Source organism: Cellulosimicrobium sp. NPDC030954 (assembly GCF_055571305.1).
This window is the reverse complement of the sequence record NZ_JBVIFN010000005.1, coordinates 58,952-76,574: the sequence shown is the minus strand read 5'-3', so window position 1 is coordinate 76,574 and position 17,623 is coordinate 58,952. Positions and strand designations below refer to the sequence as shown.

The window sequence follows — 17,623 nt, the reverse complement described above, 5'->3', positions numbered from 1 at the left end:
TGTGGACGGTTAGGTGCGGCGGCGGAACCTCAGCGGTTCGACGGCGGTCGTCGGCTCGGGCGGCGGGGTTCCCCGCTCGCGGTCGTAGCGGGCGCGCGTGACGCCCTCGGCGGAGACGCGGCCGTCGGGGCCGGAGTAGCCCGCGAGCGCCGGGGTCCGCGCGATGCGGGGCGGCACGGTGTTGGGCGCGACGCCGGCCGACTCGGCGACGGAACGCATGGACGACCCGGCGAGCAGCGCCTCGGCCATCGCCTCGTCGAGCGCGACGTCGAGGAGCGCGCGTGCCCGCGACAGCGGCTCGACGGCCTCGCCCGGCGCGGCGGTCGACGCCTCGTCGAGCGCTGCGCGTGCGGCGTCGAGGCGAGGTCGAGGGTGTCGCGACGGGTCCGTGGCCATGCAGTGACCCTACGTGCAGTAACTGCACATGCGCAAGAGGTGCGCGCACATCGTGCTCGCACCCACCGCGGGAGACGTAGCCCGGCGCCGGAGTTCCAGGCTCAGCCAGCGAGGTTCGAGCGCTCAGCCACTCCTCGCCGCGACGCTCCTCAGGGCTGCGGCGTACTCGACGAGATCGTTCTCGACGGTCGCGCAGGGTCGGCGTCGGTCCGCCTCACAGGGGGATCGCCTGGACGGTGGCGCGCACCTCCGGCCGGAGCGATCGCTCCGGCACGACGTCCACCGCGCGACCCAGGATCTCCTCGAGCTCGAGCTGGAGGGCGGCCAGCCCCATGAGGCCCACCGTGTCGTCCACGTCGACGAGGAGGTCAACGTCCGACTCGGGCGTGTCGGTGCCCGTCGCGACCGACCCGAACACACGGACGTTCCCTGCTCCGTGCCGAGCAGCCGCAGAGACCACCGCGTCGCGCTTCCCGCGCAGCACGGTGTCGAGCACCGTCGTCGGCCCCGCGCTCGCCTCGACCTTCGCCGCGGCACCGGGCTCGGCAGACCGATCGAGCAGTCGCTTGATCTCCGGCTGACTCCTCCCGAGGCCTGCGGCGATGCGCCGCTGGCTCCATCCGAGCTCAGCCGCCTGTCGCGCACCCCGCTCGAGCGTCGCGCTCGCCTCGTCCCGCAGGGCGCGCGCCCTCGTCGCGAGCCCACCGAGATACGCCTCGAACGCGGCCTCGACCGACGACCCTTCCACCATCCCCACCTCCGATATCAGATGCTATCGGCACCATTGCCCGCTCGTCACCCGTTCGCGGCCTCGCGCAGGATCCGCACGGCCCGGGGCCCGACCCCGTGCAGGGCGAGCAGGTCCGCGTCGGCGATCCGGGCGACGTCGGACAACGTGGTGATGCCCGCCCCGGCGAGCGCGCGCGTGGCGGGCCGTCCGATGGCGGCGGGGAGGTCGCCGACCGTGCCGGGCTCCGCGCCGTCGGCCGCGAGGAGGGTCGCGGCCAGGCGCCGGGGCGCACGGGCGAGCCACGCGCGCCGCACCCAGTGGTTGGCCTGCAGACCGTCGACGTCGGCGAGGGGCACGCCCGCGCCGAGCAGGTGGTCGCCGCGCGTCACCCGCGAGGCCGTCGGGTGCTCGGCGAGCAGCCGTGCGACGTCGTCATCCACCAGCCGGAGCTGCACGACGGCGGCCCTCGTCACCGCCACGAACCGCCGCCCGCGCACGGCGAAGGCGACCGTCCCGGCGTTCGAACCCTCCGCCGTCTCGGGCAGGGCGAGCGCGGCCGCACGGACCTGGGTGAGCGTCGTCATGCCGCCACCCTGCCACGTGCTTCCGACCGTCGGTCCGGCAGACTGTCCACCGTGAGCAGCGACCGCCGACCCCGGCAGCCGTACCGGCCGAGCATGGTGTGGACGGCGGTGCGCGGCGGGGTGCGCGGGCGCGAGCGCCTGACGCCGGTCGTCGACTACCTCGCGGTGCTGCTGATCCTGATCGCGCTGTGCGGTGGCGCGGTGTGGTTCGCCGTGTGGCTCCTGCGGAACGACGAGGGGTTCGCGGCGGCGTTGATCGGCATCGTCGCCGTCGCCTTCGGCGGCGGGCTGGTGGCCTACGTGCGCGGGCCGTCGAAGGCGGCGGTCGTGCTGCGGCCGCACGAGGTCGAGCTGCCGGTGGGCGGTGCGGAGGTGGTCCGGGTCGTCGTGCGGTGGGAGGACGTCGCGGCCGTGCGGGTCGAGCCGGGCGAGCGGCGCCCGACGCTGCGGGTCGAGCTGCACGACGGCGCGCGGGCCCGGCACGCCGAGGGCGAGGACCTGCTCCAGGTCCGCCCGGCGAACGGGCCGGACCCGGACACGGTCGACGTCGCGGACGCCGAGGCGGTCGCCCGCGTCCTGCGGCACCTGCTGGACCACCCCGAGGACCGCGCGCGCCTCGCGCAGCGCGGCGGGGTGGGCATCGTCCTCGCGTTCGCGCGCCCGGTCTACGGCGACCCGCCCGCCTGACCCGGCCGCCGACGTCGGCAGCCACGCGCCGAACACGACCTCACCCGCCGTCGAGCACGACATGAGAGTCGCCAGACGACCGATAACGACCTTCATGTCGTGTTCGGCGCGGGAACGGGAGGGCGGCAGCTGGGGTGGTCCGGGTACGACGACGGCCCGAGCCCGCACCTGGGGGGGTGCGGGGTCGGGCCGTCGTCGATCGGACTGGTTCGGTCGGACTGTCAGGCGTCGGTCAGCGGCGACCGATGTCGGACAGCTCGGCCGCGGCGATGATGAGCTCACGCTCGGCGTCGTCGAGCACGCCGTCCCACACGAGGTCCTCGGTCACGAGGCTCACGTGGTCGACGAACTCGCGGTGGGTCGAGTACTCGTCGGTCTCGGCGACGTAGTCGTTCACGGTGCAGCCCGTGCCGTCGTCGTAGTTCTGGACGGTGCTGTCGTGGCCGTCGATGACGACGGTCGGACGGACGTCCGAGCCCACGCAGCGGTCGCGGACGAGCTGCAGGACCGTGAAGGTCACCTCGCCGGTCGTGACGTTGCCGACGCCGTCGACGGCGCGGTAGCGGACCACGTGCTGGCCGTCGGCCGCGAACGCGACCGGGGCCGCGTAGCGCTGCCAGGAACCGCCGTCGGCCTGGAACTCGATGCGGTCGACGCCCGACTCCTCGTCCACCGCGGTGAGCGTGACCCGGGCGCTGGCGACGAAGTCGCCGTCACGGGTCCGGCTGCCGCTGACGGCGGCCGTGACGACGGGGCCGTCGGTGTCGCCCGGCTCCTCGCCGCCCGCGATGACGAACGTCGCCGTCTTCAGGGCGGAGACGTTGCCCGCGACGTCCGTCGCGCGGTACGTGACGGTGTGCGCGCCCGGAGTCCGCACGGAGATCTGCTTCGCGTACGGGAGCCACTCCCCGCCGTCGACCTGGTACTCGACCGAGGCGACGCCGGAGTCGGCGTCCGTCGCGAGGAGGCGCAGGAAGACGGTCGAGAGGTACTCGCCGGCCTCGTTCTTCGCCCCGCCCATCACGCGGTGGTCGACCGTGGGGGCGACGGTGTCGCCGCCCTGGCCGGCCACGACGTCGAACGTGAGGCTCGCGGGCTCCGTGACGTTGCCCGCCACGTCGGTCGCGCGGTAGGCGAGCGTGTGCCGACCGGGCTCGTCGACGACGACTGCCTCGGTGTACTCGGTCCAGCCCGCACCGTCCAGGTCGTACTCGACGGACGCGACGCCGGAGCCGTCGTCGGTCGCGGTGAGCTGCACGGACGCGGAGCCGACGTAGGCGCCGTCCTCGTCCTGCGCGCCGCTGAGCTGCGTCTCGACGACCGGGGCCGTCGTGTCCTCGCCGGCGTCGGCGACGACGACGAACTCCGTGACGGACTCCTCGGACACGTTGCCCGCGGCGTCGGTCGCCCGGTAGACGAGCGTGTGCTCGCCGGGCTCGTCGACGACGAGCGGCTCGGTGTACGGGGCCCAGCCGGCGCCGTCGAGGTCGTACTCGACGCTCTCCACGCCGGACGCGTCGTCCGTCGCGGTGAGCGTCGCCGTGGCGGACCCGACGAACGCGCCGTTGTCGTCCTGCTCTCCCGTGACCTCCGCGGTCACGGTCGGGGCGGTCGTGTCCTGCTCGCCGTCCTCGACGACCGTGAAGGTCACCGAGCCGACCTCGGACACGTTGCCGGCGACGTCGGTCGCGCGGAAGGAGACGGTGTGCTCACCGAGGTCGGTGAAGGGCACCGTCGTCGTGTAGGGCAGCCACGCGCCGCCGTCGACCTGGTACTCGACCGACGCGACGCCCGACCCCTCGTCCGAGGCGTGGAGCATGAACGCGGCCGTGCCGATGTACGCGCCGTTCTCGTCCTGCTGGCCCATGACCATGGGCTCGACGGTCGGCGCGGTCGTGTCCTCCTCGACGTCGCCCTCGACGACGGTGAACTCCGCGGTCTGGGCCTCGGACGTGTTGCCCGCCGTGTCGGTCGCGCGGAACTGCAGGGTGTGCGCGCCGACGGCGTCGACGAGGAACGGCTCGGTGTACGCCTGCCAGCCCGCGCCGTCGAGGTCGTACTCGACCCCGGCCACGCCCGAGTCGTCGTCGGTCGCGGCGAGGGTGACGGTCGCGCCGCCCACGTAGGCGCCGTCGCCGTCCTGCTCGCCGGTGACCTGGGCGGTCACGGACGGGGCCGTCGTGTCGTCGCCCCCGCCGCCGTCGGTGACGACGAGCTCGCCCCACATCTCCCCGTGCCCGGGGATGGCGCAGAAGTAGCGGTACGTGCCCGGCGTGAGGTTCACCTGGACCTCGTGGCGCCCGCCGTTGGCGTCGAACGGGCTCGCGAGGATGTTGACGTCGACGTCGTGGTTGTAGCCGGCCGTCCCCGTGTCGAACGTGAGCGTGTGGCTCATGCCGAACGTGCTGCCGGTCGCCATGCTGTTCTCGAAGACGAGAGTCGCAGGGCCGGCCTCGGCCGTGGCCGGGAAGGTCTTGTAGTCGGTCACGCTGTTGTCCGCGGTCCAGGTGAGGACCTGCTCGGCGGCGACGGTGGCGTCGGCGGCGGACACGACGGCGGACGACGCCGTCGCCGGTGCGGTGGGGGTCGCCGAGGCCGGGGCGACGGTGAGGACCGTCGTCGCGGTGAGTCCGGCGACCGTGGCGGCGAGGAGCCGCCGCGGGCCGCGGCGGCGGGAGCCGCCGGGACTGGTACGTCGTTCCATGAGGGTGCACTCCTCCGGGGGTGTCTGGGGTTCTGTCAGGCTGGGTTCGGGCTGGTCGGGCGCGGGTCGGGCGGGCCGTGCGGCCTGCCCCGGGGCCGCCGTCGTGCGGGACGACGGCGGCCCCGGGTCGGCGGGGACGGCCGGCTGGGCCGTCCCCGCCGGGCGGTGCTACAGGTCCGCCACCCGGACGTCACGGAACTCGATGAGGTCCGAGTTCCCGTGGTTCTGCAGCCCGATGAACCCGCTGTCGAACTGGCGCAGGTCCGTGGGCGGGTCGCCCGCACGGGACGACTGGATCCCCGGCGCGTTCTCGAACTCGTTGATCACGACGCCGTTGCGGATGATCGTGTAGTGCTGGCCCACGACCCGGATCTCGTACTCGTTCCACTCGCCCTTGGGCTTCTCCCCGCCGGTGTTCAGGCCGACCGGGTCGAAGTTGTAGACCGAGCCCGTCTTCTGCGGCTCGCCCGTGGGTCCGTCGTAGATCTGGATCTCGTGGCCGCAGTAGATCGCGACCCACGCGGGTGACTGGTTGTTCGCGCACTGCGCGTCACCCGGGTCGTTCGGGTTCGGGAACCGGGTGAACACGCCGGTGTTGGCGTAGTGGTCACCCGCCGAGACGTCGCGGTACAGGAGCTTCACGGAGAAGTCCCCGAGCTCCTCGCCCGCGTACCAGAGCATCCCCAGGCCGCCGCTCGACTTGAGCGAGCCGCCCGGCTCGAGCGTGAACTTGCCGCCCGGAGCCTGGAACCAGTCGTACAGCGACGCCTCGGTGCCGTCGAAGATCGTGCGGTACCCGCCGGGGTACGCGCCGATCTGCGACCGGGCCGCCGCGTCGACGAGGCGAGCACGCTCGCGGTCGCTGATGCGGCTGTCGTCGTACAGGCTCTTCGCCACCGACTCGACGTGCGCCAGGAACCGGGCGTGGGAGCGCCACTCCTTCTCGTCCTGGAACAGGTCGGCGATGTTGCAGGCGCCCAGGTCGCGGTTCTCGACCGTGGAGTCGACCTCGCCGAAGAACACGGTCTCGCGGTCGTCGGGCAGGGTGCACGACGGCGAGCCGTCGGTCGTGACGGTGGCCGTCGTCCCGTCCGCGTACGTGACGGTGAGCTTGGCCTCGTAGTTCTTGACGCGCGGGTACTTGTGCTTCGGGTTGGCCTGACGCGAGGTCGAGCCGTCGCCGAACTCCCAGAGGTAGGAGACGCCACCGGAACGCGCACCGGTGAACTGCACCGTCAGCGGGTCGCCCTGGATGCTCGTCGCGGACGCCGCCGGAGCCGGGGTCGGAGCCCCGCCCTGGTACGTGATCCGCATGAGCTTCTGGTTCGGGTCGAGGCTGAAGAAGCCCCCCGCGTAGTCGACCAGGTACAGCGCGCCGTCCGGACCGAACTTCGCGTCCATCCAGCTCTGCAGCAGCCCGTCACCACGACCGCCCGGGATGATCTGGCGCAGGTCCTCCATGAACACGGGGGCGTCCAGGTTCTCCGGGTCGACCGTCACCGCGACGCGGTTGTTCGAGTTCGACTGGTCGCCGATGAACCACTTGCCCTCCCAGTACGACGGCCACGCGACGTCCGAGTCGGGGTCGACCTGCGACTGGCGGTAGGTCGGGCCGGACATGACGGCCTGGCCGCCACCCCGCAGCCACGGGATGGTGTAGGTGGCCTCGCTGTCGACGTACGACGGGATGCCGTTGCCGCGGTCCGGGAACACCGGCCCGCCGCCCGAGGGCGAGTACCAGATCATGTTGTCGCGCACCGGCGGGAGGTCCACGAGGCCCGTGTTGCGCGGCGACGTGTTCTTCAGGTTGTCGCAGTCGTACCAGTCGGTGAGGACGCTCGCGTCCTCGTTGCTCCGGTCACGGTACGGCTGCCCGTTGCCCATGCAGTACGGCCAGCCCTGGTTGCCCGCGGACGTGATGATCGTCGCGGTCTCGTACTTGGCCGGGCCGAGGTCCGGGTTCGGGAGGGTCGCGTCCGGGCCGACCCAGGCCGCGGTCAGCCAGTCCGTGTCGGGGTCGATCTGCAGGCGCGAGATGTTGCGCACGCCCATGACGTAGATCTCCGGACGCGTCTTGTCCGCGGGGTACTCGCCCACCGGGAACAGGTTGTCCTCGGGGATCGTGTACGTGCCGTCGTCCTCGGGGTGGATCCGCAGGATCTTGCCGTTGAGGTCGTTCGTGTTGCCCGCCGTGCGGCGCGCGTCCTGGAAGCTCAGGCCCGCGTACTCCTGCGTCCAGTTGTTGCCGGAGTACCCGCTCGAGCCGCCGGACGAGTTGTTGTCGCCCGAGCCGACGTAGAGGTTGCCCTTGCTGTCGAACGCCATGCCGCCGCCCGCGTGGCAGCAGCTGTGGATCTGCGTCTCCCACTCGAGCAGGTCGACCCGCGTGCTCTGGTCGATCGTCGGGGTCGCCGGGTCGTAGGTGAACCGCGAGACCGTGCGGTAGCCGACGCGACGCTCACGGTCGATGTTCTCGTGCGGCATCCAGTACACGTACAGCCAGTGGTTCGTCGCGAAGTCGGGGTCGGGCACGATGCCGAGCAGGCCCTCCTCGTTCTTCACGAGCTCGTCGCCGCTGCCGCGGTTGCCCATGACGTCGAGCGTCGTGAGCAGCTTCGCCTCGCCCGTCTCCGGGTCCCACTGGTGGATCGTGCCGCAGCCGAGGCCCACGTTCGGGTCGCTCCACGGGACGATCGGGCCGGTCGCGCAGGCGCCGCGGCCGATGTAGAAGACCGTGCCGTCGGGCGCGATCGTCAGGCCGTGCTGCTCGCCGTTCTGGTCGAGCGTGCCCGCCGTGTTCACCTTCGACAGGCGCTCGGCCTTGTAGTTCGACGCGATCGTGGCCTGGCAGTCGCCGCGCACGACGCCCGTCGTCCACTGCAGCGCGCCGAGCAGGTGCTCGCGGAACGTCGCGTCCTGCCAGCTCTCCGGCGTGCCGCCCATGCCGGTGAAGAACGACCGGCCGCCGTCGTAGTCACGGCACCAGGAGAGGGGCTGGAACGGGTTCGTCGTCGGGCCGGCCTCGGGGCCGGGCTCGAGCGTCGCGACCGTGTGCACGTCACCGGTCGGGTCGTCGGCCCAGTCGAGCCACCGGTCCTCGCGGTCCCACGTGAGCGGGAGGTCCGCCGTCGCGGGGTGCTGGCGGTCGACCAGGTCGACCGTGCGCTCCTCGAGCGGGATCTCCGGGTCGGGCTGCTCGACGGAGTCGGGGCCGAAGATCGAGAACTCGGCGAGCTGGACCTCGGCGTCGCCCGAGTTCGCGGTGACGTCCAGGCGGTACCAGCCGTACTCGGTCTCGTTCCCGACGTCGAACGTGCGCGGCTGGAAGCGCTGCGGGAAGTCCTCGTCGGTGCGCGTGTCGAGGTCGACCCACGTCTGCCCGTCGGTCGAGCCCTGGACCTTCCAGTTCTTCGGGTCGCGGCCCGCGGAGTCGTTCGCCGACGTGATGCCGTACTTCACGAGCGCGACGGGCTGCTCCATGCGCAGCGTGAGCTGGCCCGTGCGGGCGAACGTCAGCCACTTGGTGTTGGGGTCGCCGTCGACGGCCTTGGCCGGCGTCTCGGCGGCCGGGCTGCGGCCGGTGCCGGTCGCCTCGGCGACCTTCTCCGACGTCATCGTCGCGCCCTGGATCCGGGCGCCGACGAGGCCCTCGAACCACTTCGACGCGGACTGGGCGCGCGCGGCGTCGCGCACGCCGAGGAAGCCACCGCCCTTGTTGATGTACGCCTGGAGCGCGGCCTCCTGCTCGCCGCTCAGCTCGATGCCCTCCGAGGAGAGCATGACGACGCCGCGGTACTCGCCGAGCGTCGCCTCGCTGAGCATCGCGGGGTCGGACGTCGCCTCGACGTCGAACCCGTTCGCGGCACCCAGCTCGGTCAGCGCCGCGGTCGCGGCGACGACCGGGTCGGTCTGCTCGTCGGGCGCGCCGTGGAACACGAGGACGCGCACGGCCGTCGTGGCCGCGGCGGTGGCGACCGGAGCCGTGGCGAGCGCGCCGCTCGAGGCGACGGCGCTGCTCGGCGCCGTCGCGACGGGCTGGGCGGACGCCGGGATCACGGCGGCGCTCGCGACGAGCGCGACGCTCGTGAGGCCCACGGTCATGGCCAATAGTGCTCCTGGTCGGGAGCGTCCCCTCGTGGGGGATGTCGATCGTCTGGACAGCACTCTCCAACTCCTTCGTCATCGGTGCGGCGCTCCCGGCCGGGCCGGGAGCGGGTCGTGCTGGCGGGTGGTGCTGGTGCGGGGCGAGCCCGCGACCCGTCGGTGCTGGATCAGCCGACGGCTCAGTGGCCGGCGTGCCCCGTGAGGTCGACGACGGCCGGCCCGGTCCCTCCGGCCGCGGCACCACCGGTGGTGGCCGCCGCGCCGTCGGTCGTGGCGGTCCCGCCCGACGGCGCGGACATGGTGTGGCTGCCGTGACCCTGGAACCGGTCGATGGATTCCTGCGCCCCCGGCGGCATGGAGCCGTCGGCGTTGCGCACGAGGAAGATGCCGGCCATCCCGCCGTCGGAGTGGAACTGGACGTGGCAGTGGTACATCCACGCCCCCGGGCCGACGCCCAGACCGGCGACGACCTGGAACCCGAACGCGTCGCCCGGGTTGAGGTCCCGGTTGTCCACGACCTGGCTCGTGTCGTACTGGTCCGCGAGCAGGCCGGTGCGGTTGTTCGCCCAGCGGTGCGCGTGCAGGTGGAAGGTGTGGAGCTGGTTCCCGTGGCCGATGCAGATGAACTCGACGCGCTCGCCGAGCTTGGCCTCGTACATCGGCGTGTCCGGGGCGACCTTGTTGTTGATGGTCATGTCGTTGAAGACCATCGTGAACTGCTTCTGCGGCAGGACGTCCCCGATGCGGCGCACGACGAGCGCACCGTAGAGCCCGGCGGCGATCCCCTGCGTGCCGTGGTCGCCCCACGCGTGGTCGTGGTAGTGCCAGTAGCCCGCGCTGCCCGGCATCCAGATACCGCGGTCGCGCGCCATCTTGACGGTCGACCAGGTGTACGTCCGCGTCTCGCCCGGCTCGTTGAAGGAGTTGTTGAAGGCGCTGCCGTCGCTGTTGACGTCGTAGTTCACGCCGTGCGGGTGGATCGACAGGCGCTTGTCCGTCGTGTTGACGAGCGTGATCTCGAGGGTCTCGCCCTCCCACATCTCGAGGATCGGGCCGGGGACCGTGGCCTTGCCGCGCTCGAGGCCGTAGCCGACGAGCGTGTCGGAGATCCGCTCGGCGTACATGGTGATCTTGCGGACGTCGCCCACGGCGGTGGCCACCGCACCGGTGGCCGCGCCGGTCGTCGTCGCGGCGGCGGCGGGGGGTGCCGCGGCGACGCTGCCGCCGGCGCCCAGCAGCAGAGCGGCCGCGGGGCTCGCGGCGACGACGCCTGCCCCCGCGAGAAGCGCCCGTCGCGAGAGCGGCCTGGCGGGCGTCTCGGTCTCGGTCGTCTGGTCGGGCATGGGGACTCCTTCCGGGCGTACGGGGTCGTCCGGGCGGCTCGCGGGCGCGCCGGACCGGCGTGCCGGCGCTCGCCGTCACGCTGACCGGCGCCACGTGGGCGCGCGGAGTCTCCCCGGGTGGTGCTGTGGGGGGGTGCACTGTGGGCAGGACTGGGTCGTGCGGGGGTGTCCCGCGTCGCAGAGGGTCGAGTGAGGTGCTCGGTCGTGCGGGGCTCGTCTCGCAGCCGGTGGGAGACCGACCGTGGGGCGAGGTCCGGGACCGCCGTGGTCCCGCCGGGGCACGCGTCGGTGCGCGCCGTCGGCTGTCGGTCCGGACGCCGCGCTCCCCTGCCCGACGTCCGGTCCCCTGGTCGGTTCCAGGGGCAACGAGGTTTATGACACCGCAGTCAGGGGTGGATGTCAACAGTTGGTCGAAAGTTGTGTCGACAACAAGCAAAAGTCCCGAGTCAGTCGACACTTCTCGGTGACACCGGCCGGAGACATACCGAGCACGGGGCAGCCGACCGCGCCTCGGGGAGGCGGTCGACCACCCCGTGCTCGGGGGTCGTTCGGGGCGCGCGACGCGCGCGGGTCAGGCGTCGAGCACCTCGCGCAGGGCAGCGGCGAACGCCGCCGGGTCGTTGTGCGGCGACCACTCGCTGACCATGAAACCGCCGTGGTCGCCGGGGAAGGTCACCGCCTCGACGCCCAGCAGCTCCGCGAGCGCCGCGCCGCCCCGCCAGGCGAGCGTGCCCTCGCCCTGCGCGCTGACCGCCGGCACGACCCGCGTCCCCGACGCCCGCAGCACCGCGCCGTCCGGTGCCCAGGCGGGCATCGTCGCGAGGTTCCTGCCGAGGAGCAGGTCGTCCCGCGACCCGTCGTCGGCCGTGGGGAAGCCGAACATCGCCGGGTCCGGCGCCGGCCGGCCGAGGTAGTCGGCCGGCAGCGGGCCCACGTGGCTGACGAGCGCGACGAACTTCGCCATCGCGGGACCGAAGCCGTCCCGGCCGTACGTCGCGACGATGTCCGCCTGGACCGTGGTCGCGAGCGCGGCGTCCTCGAGGAGCGGCGTGATCGGCGGCTCGTGCGACACGAACGTCCGCACGTCCCCCGGGTACCGCTCGACCCACGACAGCCCGACCACGCCGCCCCCGCTCGACCCGAAGACGTCCACCGTGCCCAGGCCGGCCGCCGTCACCACCGCGTGCAGGTCGTCGGCGTGCGCCTCGACCGGGACCTCCCCGTCGGACGCGAGCGTGCTGCGCTCGGTGCCGCGCGGGTCGTACGTGACGACCACCCGGTCGTCGAGGAGCCCGGCGAGCTGCTCGAACCCGGACGCCGCCATGGGCGACCCCATGACGACGACCGGGCGCCGGTCGCCCGCGACGTCCGGCGTCCAGACGTCGTAGGCGACGACGGCTCCGGGCACGTCCAGGGTGTAGGTCGTGCGCTCGCTCATGGCGTCCTCCGTGTCGTCGCGCCCGCGGCCGTGCACCGGGGCTCCCGTGCCTTCTGACGACCGCCGCACCGAGAACTCATCGGCGGCGGCGCCCGACCGCTCGGGCCGTCGCCGCCGCCGACTCCTCAGCCGTCGCTGCTCAGCTCGTCAGGCGCGCGAACTCGTCCTGCGAGACCTCGCGCAGGCCCGCGACCGACGGCTCGAGGAGGGCGAGCGACGCGTCGTCCCGCGGGTGCCAGGTGTAGTCCGACGTCGTGACCGACAGGCTCGGCTCCGTGGCGCCGTCGAGGAGGTAGTGCTCGGTCCGCTCGTCGGACAGCGGCAGGTGCGTCTCGTCGTCGAAGCACGCGGCCCGCGTCCAGTCGACGGTGCCCGGCGCGCCGTCGACCCACATCGACGCCTCGCCCGCGGGAGCCGCCGACCCGGGACCGGAGAGCTCGAAGCACGTCGCCGCGCGCCCACCGACCGTCCGCGCCTCGGGGCCGCTCGTGACGACGCCCGGCTGGTCGGCGAGCGCCTGGATCGCGTCCATCTGCGCAGCCAGGTCCGTCATCTGCGCGGTGAGCTGCTCCCGGATGGTGCCCTCCTGGATGTCGTCCCAGTTCTCGACCGGCAGCGTGAACCGCGTGTAGACACCGGCCGCGGGGCTCACCCACCAGTACGTCATCTGCCCCTCCGGCCCGGCCGGGTCGGCGTGCTTGACCTCCTCGACGCCCACCATGGGGGCGGCGACCGACGCCGCGGAGTCCTGCTCGGAGACCCAGCGGGTCGCGCTCCCGTCGCCGGCCGTGAAGGTCCGGTCCGCGGACGTGTCGAGCTCGCTCTCCCCGGGGTGCTGGACGCCGAACGTCGACCCGACCTCCAGCACGAGGGTCGAGAGGTCGACGTCCTGGACGGCGGTGCGCGCCCTCTCGACGTACGCGACGGCGGCCACCACGGTGCCGTCGGTGCCCGGGTCCTCCCCGACGACGCCGTCCCGCACCTCCGCGGTCGGCGACGGCGCGGCCACGGGCTCGGCGTCGGGCCCGGACCCCGGGGTGAGGCCGGGCAGGGCGAGCGCGCCCGCGAGGACGGCGCCGGCACCCACGGCACCGACCGCCGCGACACGGACGGTCCGGCGCCTCCGGCTCAGCGCCCCGGGGCGCTCGCCCGCGGTGCGGGCGTGGACGGCGGCGAGGACGGCGTCGAACGGGACGTCCGCGTCGGGGCGGGCGCTCTCGGTGCGCAGGCGGTGGATCGGGTCGTTCACGGGGTCGTCCCTTCTCGGGGTGAGTCGACGGTGGTGCCGGCCGTGGCCGCCGTCGCGGTGGCGTACGACGGCGCGGCCGGTGACGGTCGCGGCACGGACCGGCTCGGGGTCCGGCTCGGTGACCGGCTCGGCGTGGCCGCGGACCGGTCGAGCTCGGCGTAGAGGCGCGCGAGGCGCTCCTTGGCGCGCCGCACCCGCACGGACGCGGTGTTGGGCCGGCACCCGAGAGCCTCGGCGAGCTCGGGGACGGACAGGTCCTCGAGCACGAGGAGCCGGAGGACCTCCTGGTCGCGCACGGGCAGCTGCGCGAGCAGCCGCTCGGCGGCGTCCTGCCCGACGACGTCGCCCGCATGGTCCGGGACGCTCGCCGGGAGGACACCGGTGACGCGGCGGGCGAGCGCGGCCCGGCGCGAGCCCGCGCGCAGGTGGTTCGCCATGACGTTGCGCGTGACCCGCAGGAGCCACCCGAGCTCGTACGGCGGCACCTCCGTGATCCGGCGCCAGGCCACCACGAAGACCTCGCACACGACGTCCTCCGCGTCCTGCGGGGACAGCCGCGTCGCCGCGCACCGGTACACGGACCGCGCATGGTCGCGGTAGAGGCGGTCGAGGCGCTCGCGCGCCTCCGCCTCGGGGGGTGGGGACATCCGCCCTCGCTCCTGTCGTCGTCCTCGACGCCGCCCCGCGCGGCGCTCCGCAAGGGGATGTCCGGCAGGCTGCCCAGGATGACAGCCGGGACGAACCGGTCGGTGCGGCCGGCGGCACGGTGCCACTACCCTCGCAGGATGCCGTCATCGAGGACCGTCCCCGCCGTCGTCGTCGCCGGAACGCTCACCGCCGTCCTCTGGGTGGTCACGGGCCGCCTCGGGGACTGGCTGTCCGGGGCGTCGCTCCCCGTCCCCGGCGCCGTCGTCCGCGCGCTGCTCCCCCACCCGACCGCGTCCGTCGCGGGCGGTGCACCCGTGTCCGGGAGCACGCTGCTCACGGCGGCGCTCGCGGGGGCGATCGTCGCCGCCGGCACGCAGCTCGTGCTGCGGCGCCTGCCGTCGGGCACCGGCCGCTGGGCGACGTTCCTCGGCGTCTGGTTCACCGTCGTCGCCGCGTCGGCGCTCGCCGCGACGGCCGCGTGGTTCGCCGGGGTGACGCTGCCGTGGCGCGCCGACACGATCACGGAGCTCGTCGCCACCGCGCTCGGCGGGTGGTGGGGCCTCGTGAACGGCCTGCTCGTCGGGCTCGCGGTCGTCGTGACGCGCGCGCTGACCGACCGCCGCGACGACCCGGCGGGCACGCGGCACACCCGCGCCCCCGCGACGGTGCGCGCCTGGCCCGCCGCCCTCGCGGCAGGCACGGCGACGGGCGTGCTCTGGGCGGCCGCCGGCGTCGGGCGGACCCTGCTCCCCGGGGCGTCCGACCCGCAGTCCCCGTGGGGCGTCGCCCGGGACGTCGTGCTGCTGCCCTCCGCACGGCTCGCCGTCGACCGGGACGCGCTCCTCGCCGACCCGGTGCACCTCGTGCTGCCGCTCGGGGTCGGGCTGGCCGTGGGCCTGCTCACCGCGCTCGCCGCGCGCCGCCTGCCCCCGGCGGAGGGCCGCTGGGCGCTCCTGCTCTCCGCCTGGTTCGCGTGCGTCGCGGGCGCGGCGCTCGCCGCAGCGGTGCCCGTCGTCGTCTCGACCGTCACCTCCGGCGGCGTCCTGCCCGACGCCGGGCGCGTCCTCCCCGTCCTGCAGGCGGGCCTGGCGTGGGGCCTGGTGTGCGGGGTGCTCGTCGCGCCGCTCGCGGTCGTCGTCCACCGGGCGGCCGGCGCGGTGCCGGACGCCGCCGGGGACGCCGAGGAGCCGTGGCCCGCACCCGCCGCGACGCCCGCGGCCCACTCGGAGGAGCACGGCGCCGCACCGGGCGCGGGCGGGTCGTCGACGGAGCCCGCGGACGCGGCCGACCGCTCCGACGGCTCGACCGACTCGGACGGCTCGGACGGCTCGGACGGCTCCGACGGCTCGGATCGCGAGCGGGCGGCGCGCCCCGAGCGCGACGAGGTCCCCGCGTCCGTGTGACGGTCGCCGGGTCGCGAGGCTCGCCCAGTCCGCCCAGCCGCCGGTCCTCAAGGCCGCCGTGCGGCGGTGCCGGTGCGCCGCTGCGCCACCGTGCCGCGGCGCGTCCGGCCCGCGGCGTTCCGGCGTCGGCCACGCGTTCGTCACCGGGACGTCGTCGTCACGACACCGGGACCACCTAGCGTCGGCCGTGACCAGCAGACCGGGACGACCGGAGAGGGGCACAGCGACGATGACCCTGACGATCACGCTCGTACGACACGGGCAGACCTACCTCAACGCACGGCGCCACCTGCAGGGGTCGTGCGACTCCCCCCTGACCCGCACGGGGCGCGCAGGCGTGCGCGTCACCGCGCAGCACCTCGCGCGGCACGACTTCGCGGCCGCGTACTCCTCGCCGCAGGGCCGCGCGGTCCTCACGGCGATGGAGATCCTGCGCCACCACCCCGACCTCCCGCTGACCGTCGACCACGACCTGCGCGAGCTGTCGTTCGGCTCGTACGAGCGGCGCCCGGAGTCCCACCTCGACGCGGTCGAGCCGTGGGCCGAGCTCGTGCCGCGCATGCTCGCCGGCACGCACCCCGGCGTCGGCGGCGGCGAGCCCGGCAGGGACTTCATGACCCGGGTGCGCGACGTCTTCGCACGGGTCGTCGCCGCGCACGACGACGCGTCCCGCCCCGGTGCGGTGCTCGACCGGCACGTGCTCGTCGTCGGGCACGGTCTCACGCTCGGCGCGTGGCTCGCGACGCTCGACCCGTCCGGCCTCGCGGCGCTGCCCAACGCGTCGGTGTCCACCGTCGAGGTGACCGACGGCGTCCCGCGCGTCCTCGCGGTCGGCGTCGACGTCGCCGGGCACGGCCGCGTCGCCGCACGCCCCGCGCCGTCGGGCGCCGCCGTCCCCGTCTGAGCCATTCCCGCCGAGCACGGGGTTGCTGTCGATATCCGGTCGAGAACGACAGCAACCCCGTGGTCGGCACGGTGCGACCTCGTGGTCGACCGACGCTCGTCGCTACCGCGCGGTGCGGCGGGCGGCGCGGGCGCGGGCGTCGTCGTGGGCGGCGCGCAGCAGGTCGAGGACGAGCGCGGTCGTGCGCTCGCCCGGGTTGACGACGCACACCCAGCCGAGCGCGCCGTAGACGGGGTGCGGCACGACGACGTCGGTCGCCCTCGTCTCCGTCGGCTCGCCGTCGCGCGGGTCGTCGCCCACGAGCTCGCGGAACCGGTCGCGGCCCACGTGCACGTTGACCCTCCACCGGCCCTCCTCGTCGAGGCGCGACGTGGTGTCGTCGGGGTAGTCCTTCGTCACGACCGTGCCGTACGGCTGCCCGTGCGGGATCACGCCGTCGGGGGCGTGGTAGAAGAAGTGGTCGCCCCACGCCAGCTCGGGGAACTCGCTGCCGGGGCCGGGCGAGAGCACGAGGACGCCGTCGAGGGACCGGACCGTGTCGAGGATCTGCTCCATACTCATGGTTCGAGTGTGGGCTTGAAGTCCATGTGGAGGGTTGTGACGGAGGAGTCGCGGAGCGATCCGTCCGGCGGGGTGGGTGGTGCCCCGCTGCGGACGTCCGACGTCGCGCGCGCGACCGGGTGGTCCGTCCAGCAGGTGCGGGACCTGGAGGCGCTCGGCGTCCTGCCGCCCGCGGGCCGGTCCGCGAACGGCTACCGCACCTTCGGCGACGAGCACGTCCTGGCCCTGCGCGCGTACCGCGGTCTCGCGGCCGCCGTCGGGCCGGTCGAGGCGCGGCAGGTGCTGCGCACCGTGCGCGCGCTGCCCCGGGACGAGGCGACGGCGCTCGTCGGCGCGCTGCACGTGACCCTCGCGAGGGAGCGCGACGAGGCGCTCGCCGCCCGGCACGCGCTCCTCGCCATCCGGGCGGAGCACGACGCCCCGGCCGGCGGCGACCCGACCGCGGGACCGGGCGACGCCCACGCGTCCGTCCTCACGATCACGCAGCTCGCGGCCGCGCTCGGGGTGCACGCGTCGACGCTCCGGTTCTGGGAGCGCGAGGGGCTCCTCGCGCCGGACCGCGTCGCGTCGCGCGCGGGGTCGGTCTCGGCCCGCCGCTACCCGCCCGCCGCGGTCCGTGAGGCCCGCGTCGTCGCGGCTCTGCGGGCGGCCGGGTACCGGGTCCCGGACGTCCGCCGCGCGATCGACGCGCTGCGGCGGACGACCGGCCCGGTCGACGTGGCCGACCCGCTCGCCGCGCTGGACGGCCGTCTCGACACGATCGCGCGCCGGACCGTCGCGCTCCTCGAGGCCGGGCACGACGTCGCGCGCCTGCTGACGGGCACGCCGCCGCCCGCGTGACCCTCGCGGCGGCCCCCACGGGCACCCGACAC

The 17,623-nt window shown here is 74.3% G+C and carries 14 protein-coding genes; 4 read left to right on the top strand and 10 right to left on the bottom strand.

The window, feature by feature from the left end:
• Positions 1 to 9: 9 nt before the first annotated feature.
• The 3 genes from ACZ402_RS11810 to ACZ402_RS11800 all read right to left on the bottom strand — a co-directional run bounded on the left by ACZ402_RS11810 (position 10) and on the right by ACZ402_RS11800 (position 1,710).
• Positions 10 to 396, bottom strand: a complete 387-nt coding sequence (locus ACZ402_RS11810) for a hypothetical protein (RefSeq protein WP_375825017.1) — start codon at positions 394 to 396, stop codon at positions 10 to 12.
• 214 nt (positions 397 to 610) lie between these two features.
• Complete coding sequence (locus ACZ402_RS11805; RefSeq protein WP_375825016.1) at positions 611 to 1,144, bottom strand: nucleotidyltransferase family protein; 534 nt, start codon at positions 1,142 to 1,144, stop codon at positions 611 to 613.
• 47 nt (positions 1,145 to 1,191) lie between these two features.
• Positions 1,192 to 1,710, bottom strand: a complete 519-nt coding sequence (locus tag ACZ402_RS11800) for a hypothetical protein (RefSeq protein ID WP_375825015.1) — start codon at positions 1,708 to 1,710, stop codon at positions 1,192 to 1,194.
• A 51-nt stretch (positions 1,711 to 1,761) separates the two neighbouring features.
• On the opposite strand from ACZ402_RS11800, the gene ACZ402_RS11795 reads away from it, so the two are divergent.
• A complete protein-coding gene (locus ACZ402_RS11795) occupies positions 1,762 to 2,397 on the top strand; it encodes a glycosyltransferase (RefSeq protein ID WP_375825014.1) in 636 nt (211 codons plus the stop codon).
• Between the two features lie 232 nt (positions 2,398 to 2,629).
• On the opposite strand, the gene ACZ402_RS11790 is transcribed toward ACZ402_RS11795, so the two are convergent.
• From ACZ402_RS11790 to ACZ402_RS11765, 6 genes are all read right to left on the bottom strand, one after another.
• Positions 2,630 to 5,101 carry an OmpL47-type beta-barrel domain-containing protein gene (locus ACZ402_RS11790; RefSeq protein ID WP_375825013.1) on the bottom strand — a complete coding sequence of 824 codons (2,472 nt, stop codon included), beginning with the start codon at positions 5,099 to 5,101 and terminating at the stop codon, positions 2,630 to 2,632.
• A 168-nt stretch (positions 5,102 to 5,269) separates the two neighbouring features.
• Positions 5,270 to 9,202: a ThuA domain-containing protein gene (locus ACZ402_RS11785; protein WP_375825012.1), complete on the bottom strand. Its 3,933-nt coding sequence runs from the start codon at positions 9,200 to 9,202 to the stop codon at positions 5,270 to 5,272.
• Between the two features lie 182 nt (positions 9,203 to 9,384).
• Positions 9,385 to 10,548 (bottom strand): multicopper oxidase domain-containing protein, encoded by a 1,164-nt coding sequence (locus ACZ402_RS11780; protein WP_375825011.1) that lies wholly within the window; start codon positions 10,546 to 10,548, stop codon positions 9,385 to 9,387.
• Positions 10,549 to 11,119: 571 nt separating this feature from the next.
• Positions 11,120 to 11,986, bottom strand: coding sequence for an alpha/beta fold hydrolase (locus tag ACZ402_RS11775; RefSeq protein ID WP_375825010.1), 867 nt, complete (start codon positions 11,984 to 11,986; stop codon positions 11,120 to 11,122).
• Between the two features lie 139 nt (positions 11,987 to 12,125).
• Positions 12,126 to 13,235 (bottom strand): hypothetical protein, encoded by a 1,110-nt coding sequence (locus tag ACZ402_RS11770; protein WP_375825009.1) that lies wholly within the window; start codon positions 13,233 to 13,235, stop codon positions 12,126 to 12,128.
• Entirely contained in the window at positions 13,232 to 13,882 is a 651-nt protein-coding gene (locus ACZ402_RS11765) for an RNA polymerase sigma factor (RefSeq protein ID WP_375825008.1), read from the bottom strand. The genes ACZ402_RS11770 and ACZ402_RS11765 overlap by 4 nt, the downstream gene beginning before the upstream one ends.
• A gap of 138 nt (positions 13,883 to 14,020) precedes the next feature.
• On the opposite strand from ACZ402_RS11765, the gene ACZ402_RS11760 reads away from it, so the two are divergent.
• Positions 14,021 to 15,286: a hypothetical protein gene (locus tag ACZ402_RS11760; protein ID WP_375825007.1), complete on the top strand. Its 1,266-nt coding sequence runs from the start codon at positions 14,021 to 14,023 to the stop codon at positions 15,284 to 15,286.
• A gap of 229 nt (positions 15,287 to 15,515) precedes the next feature.
• Entirely contained in the window at positions 15,516 to 16,190 is a 675-nt protein-coding gene (locus tag ACZ402_RS11755; protein WP_375825006.1) for a histidine phosphatase family protein, read from the top strand.
• A 102-nt stretch (positions 16,191 to 16,292) separates the two neighbouring features.
• Here ACZ402_RS11755 and ACZ402_RS11750 read toward each other — a convergent pair whose 3' ends face one another.
• On the bottom strand, positions 16,293 to 16,751 hold the full coding sequence (locus ACZ402_RS11750; RefSeq protein ID WP_375825005.1) for a DUF6194 family protein: 459 nt from the start codon (positions 16,749 to 16,751) through the stop codon (positions 16,293 to 16,295).
• A gap of 36 nt (positions 16,752 to 16,787) precedes the next feature.
• Here ACZ402_RS11750 and ACZ402_RS11745 point away from each other — a divergent pair, with 36 nt between their 5' ends.
• On the top strand, positions 16,788 to 17,591 hold the full coding sequence (locus ACZ402_RS11745) for a MerR family transcriptional regulator (RefSeq protein ID WP_375825004.1): 804 nt from the start codon (positions 16,788 to 16,790) through the stop codon (positions 17,589 to 17,591).
• Positions 17,592 to 17,623 lie beyond the last annotated feature (32 nt).

Excerpts from the sequence above, each read along its gene's own strand:
- ACZ402_RS11810 (WP_375825017.1), bottom strand. The coding sequence starts at position 396 with ATGGCCACGGACCCGTCGCGACACCCTCGACCTCGCCTCGACGCCGCA.
- ACZ402_RS11750 (WP_375825005.1), bottom strand. The coding sequence starts at position 16,751 with ATGAGTATGGAGCAGATCCTCGACACGGTCCGGTCCCTCGACGGCGTC.
- ACZ402_RS11775 (WP_375825010.1), bottom strand. The coding sequence starts at position 11,986 with ATGAGCGAGCGCACGACCTACACCCTGGACGTGCCCGGAGCCGTCGTC.
- ACZ402_RS11785 (WP_375825012.1), bottom strand. The coding sequence starts at position 9,202 with ATGACCGTGGGCCTCACGAGCGTCGCGCTCGTCGCGAGCGCCGCCGTG.
- ACZ402_RS11760 (WP_375825007.1), top strand. The coding sequence starts at position 14,021 with ATGCCGTCATCGAGGACCGTCCCCGCCGTCGTCGTCGCCGGAACGCTC.
- ACZ402_RS11800 (WP_375825015.1), bottom strand. The coding sequence starts at position 1,710 with ATGACGACGCTCACCCAGGTCCGTGCGGCCGCGCTCGCCCTGCCCGAG.
- ACZ402_RS11765 (WP_375825008.1), bottom strand. The coding sequence starts at position 13,882 with ATGTCCCCACCCCCCGAGGCGGAGGCGCGCGAGCGCCTCGACCGCCTC.
- ACZ402_RS11755 (WP_375825006.1), top strand. The coding sequence starts at position 15,516 with ATGACCCTGACGATCACGCTCGTACGACACGGGCAGACCTACCTCAAC.
- ACZ402_RS11780 (WP_375825011.1), bottom strand. The coding sequence starts at position 10,548 with ATGCCCGACCAGACGACCGAGACCGAGACGCCCGCCAGGCCGCTCTCG.
- ACZ402_RS11790 (WP_375825013.1), bottom strand. The coding sequence starts at position 5,101 with ATGGAACGACGTACCAGTCCCGGCGGCTCCCGCCGCCGCGGCCCGCGG.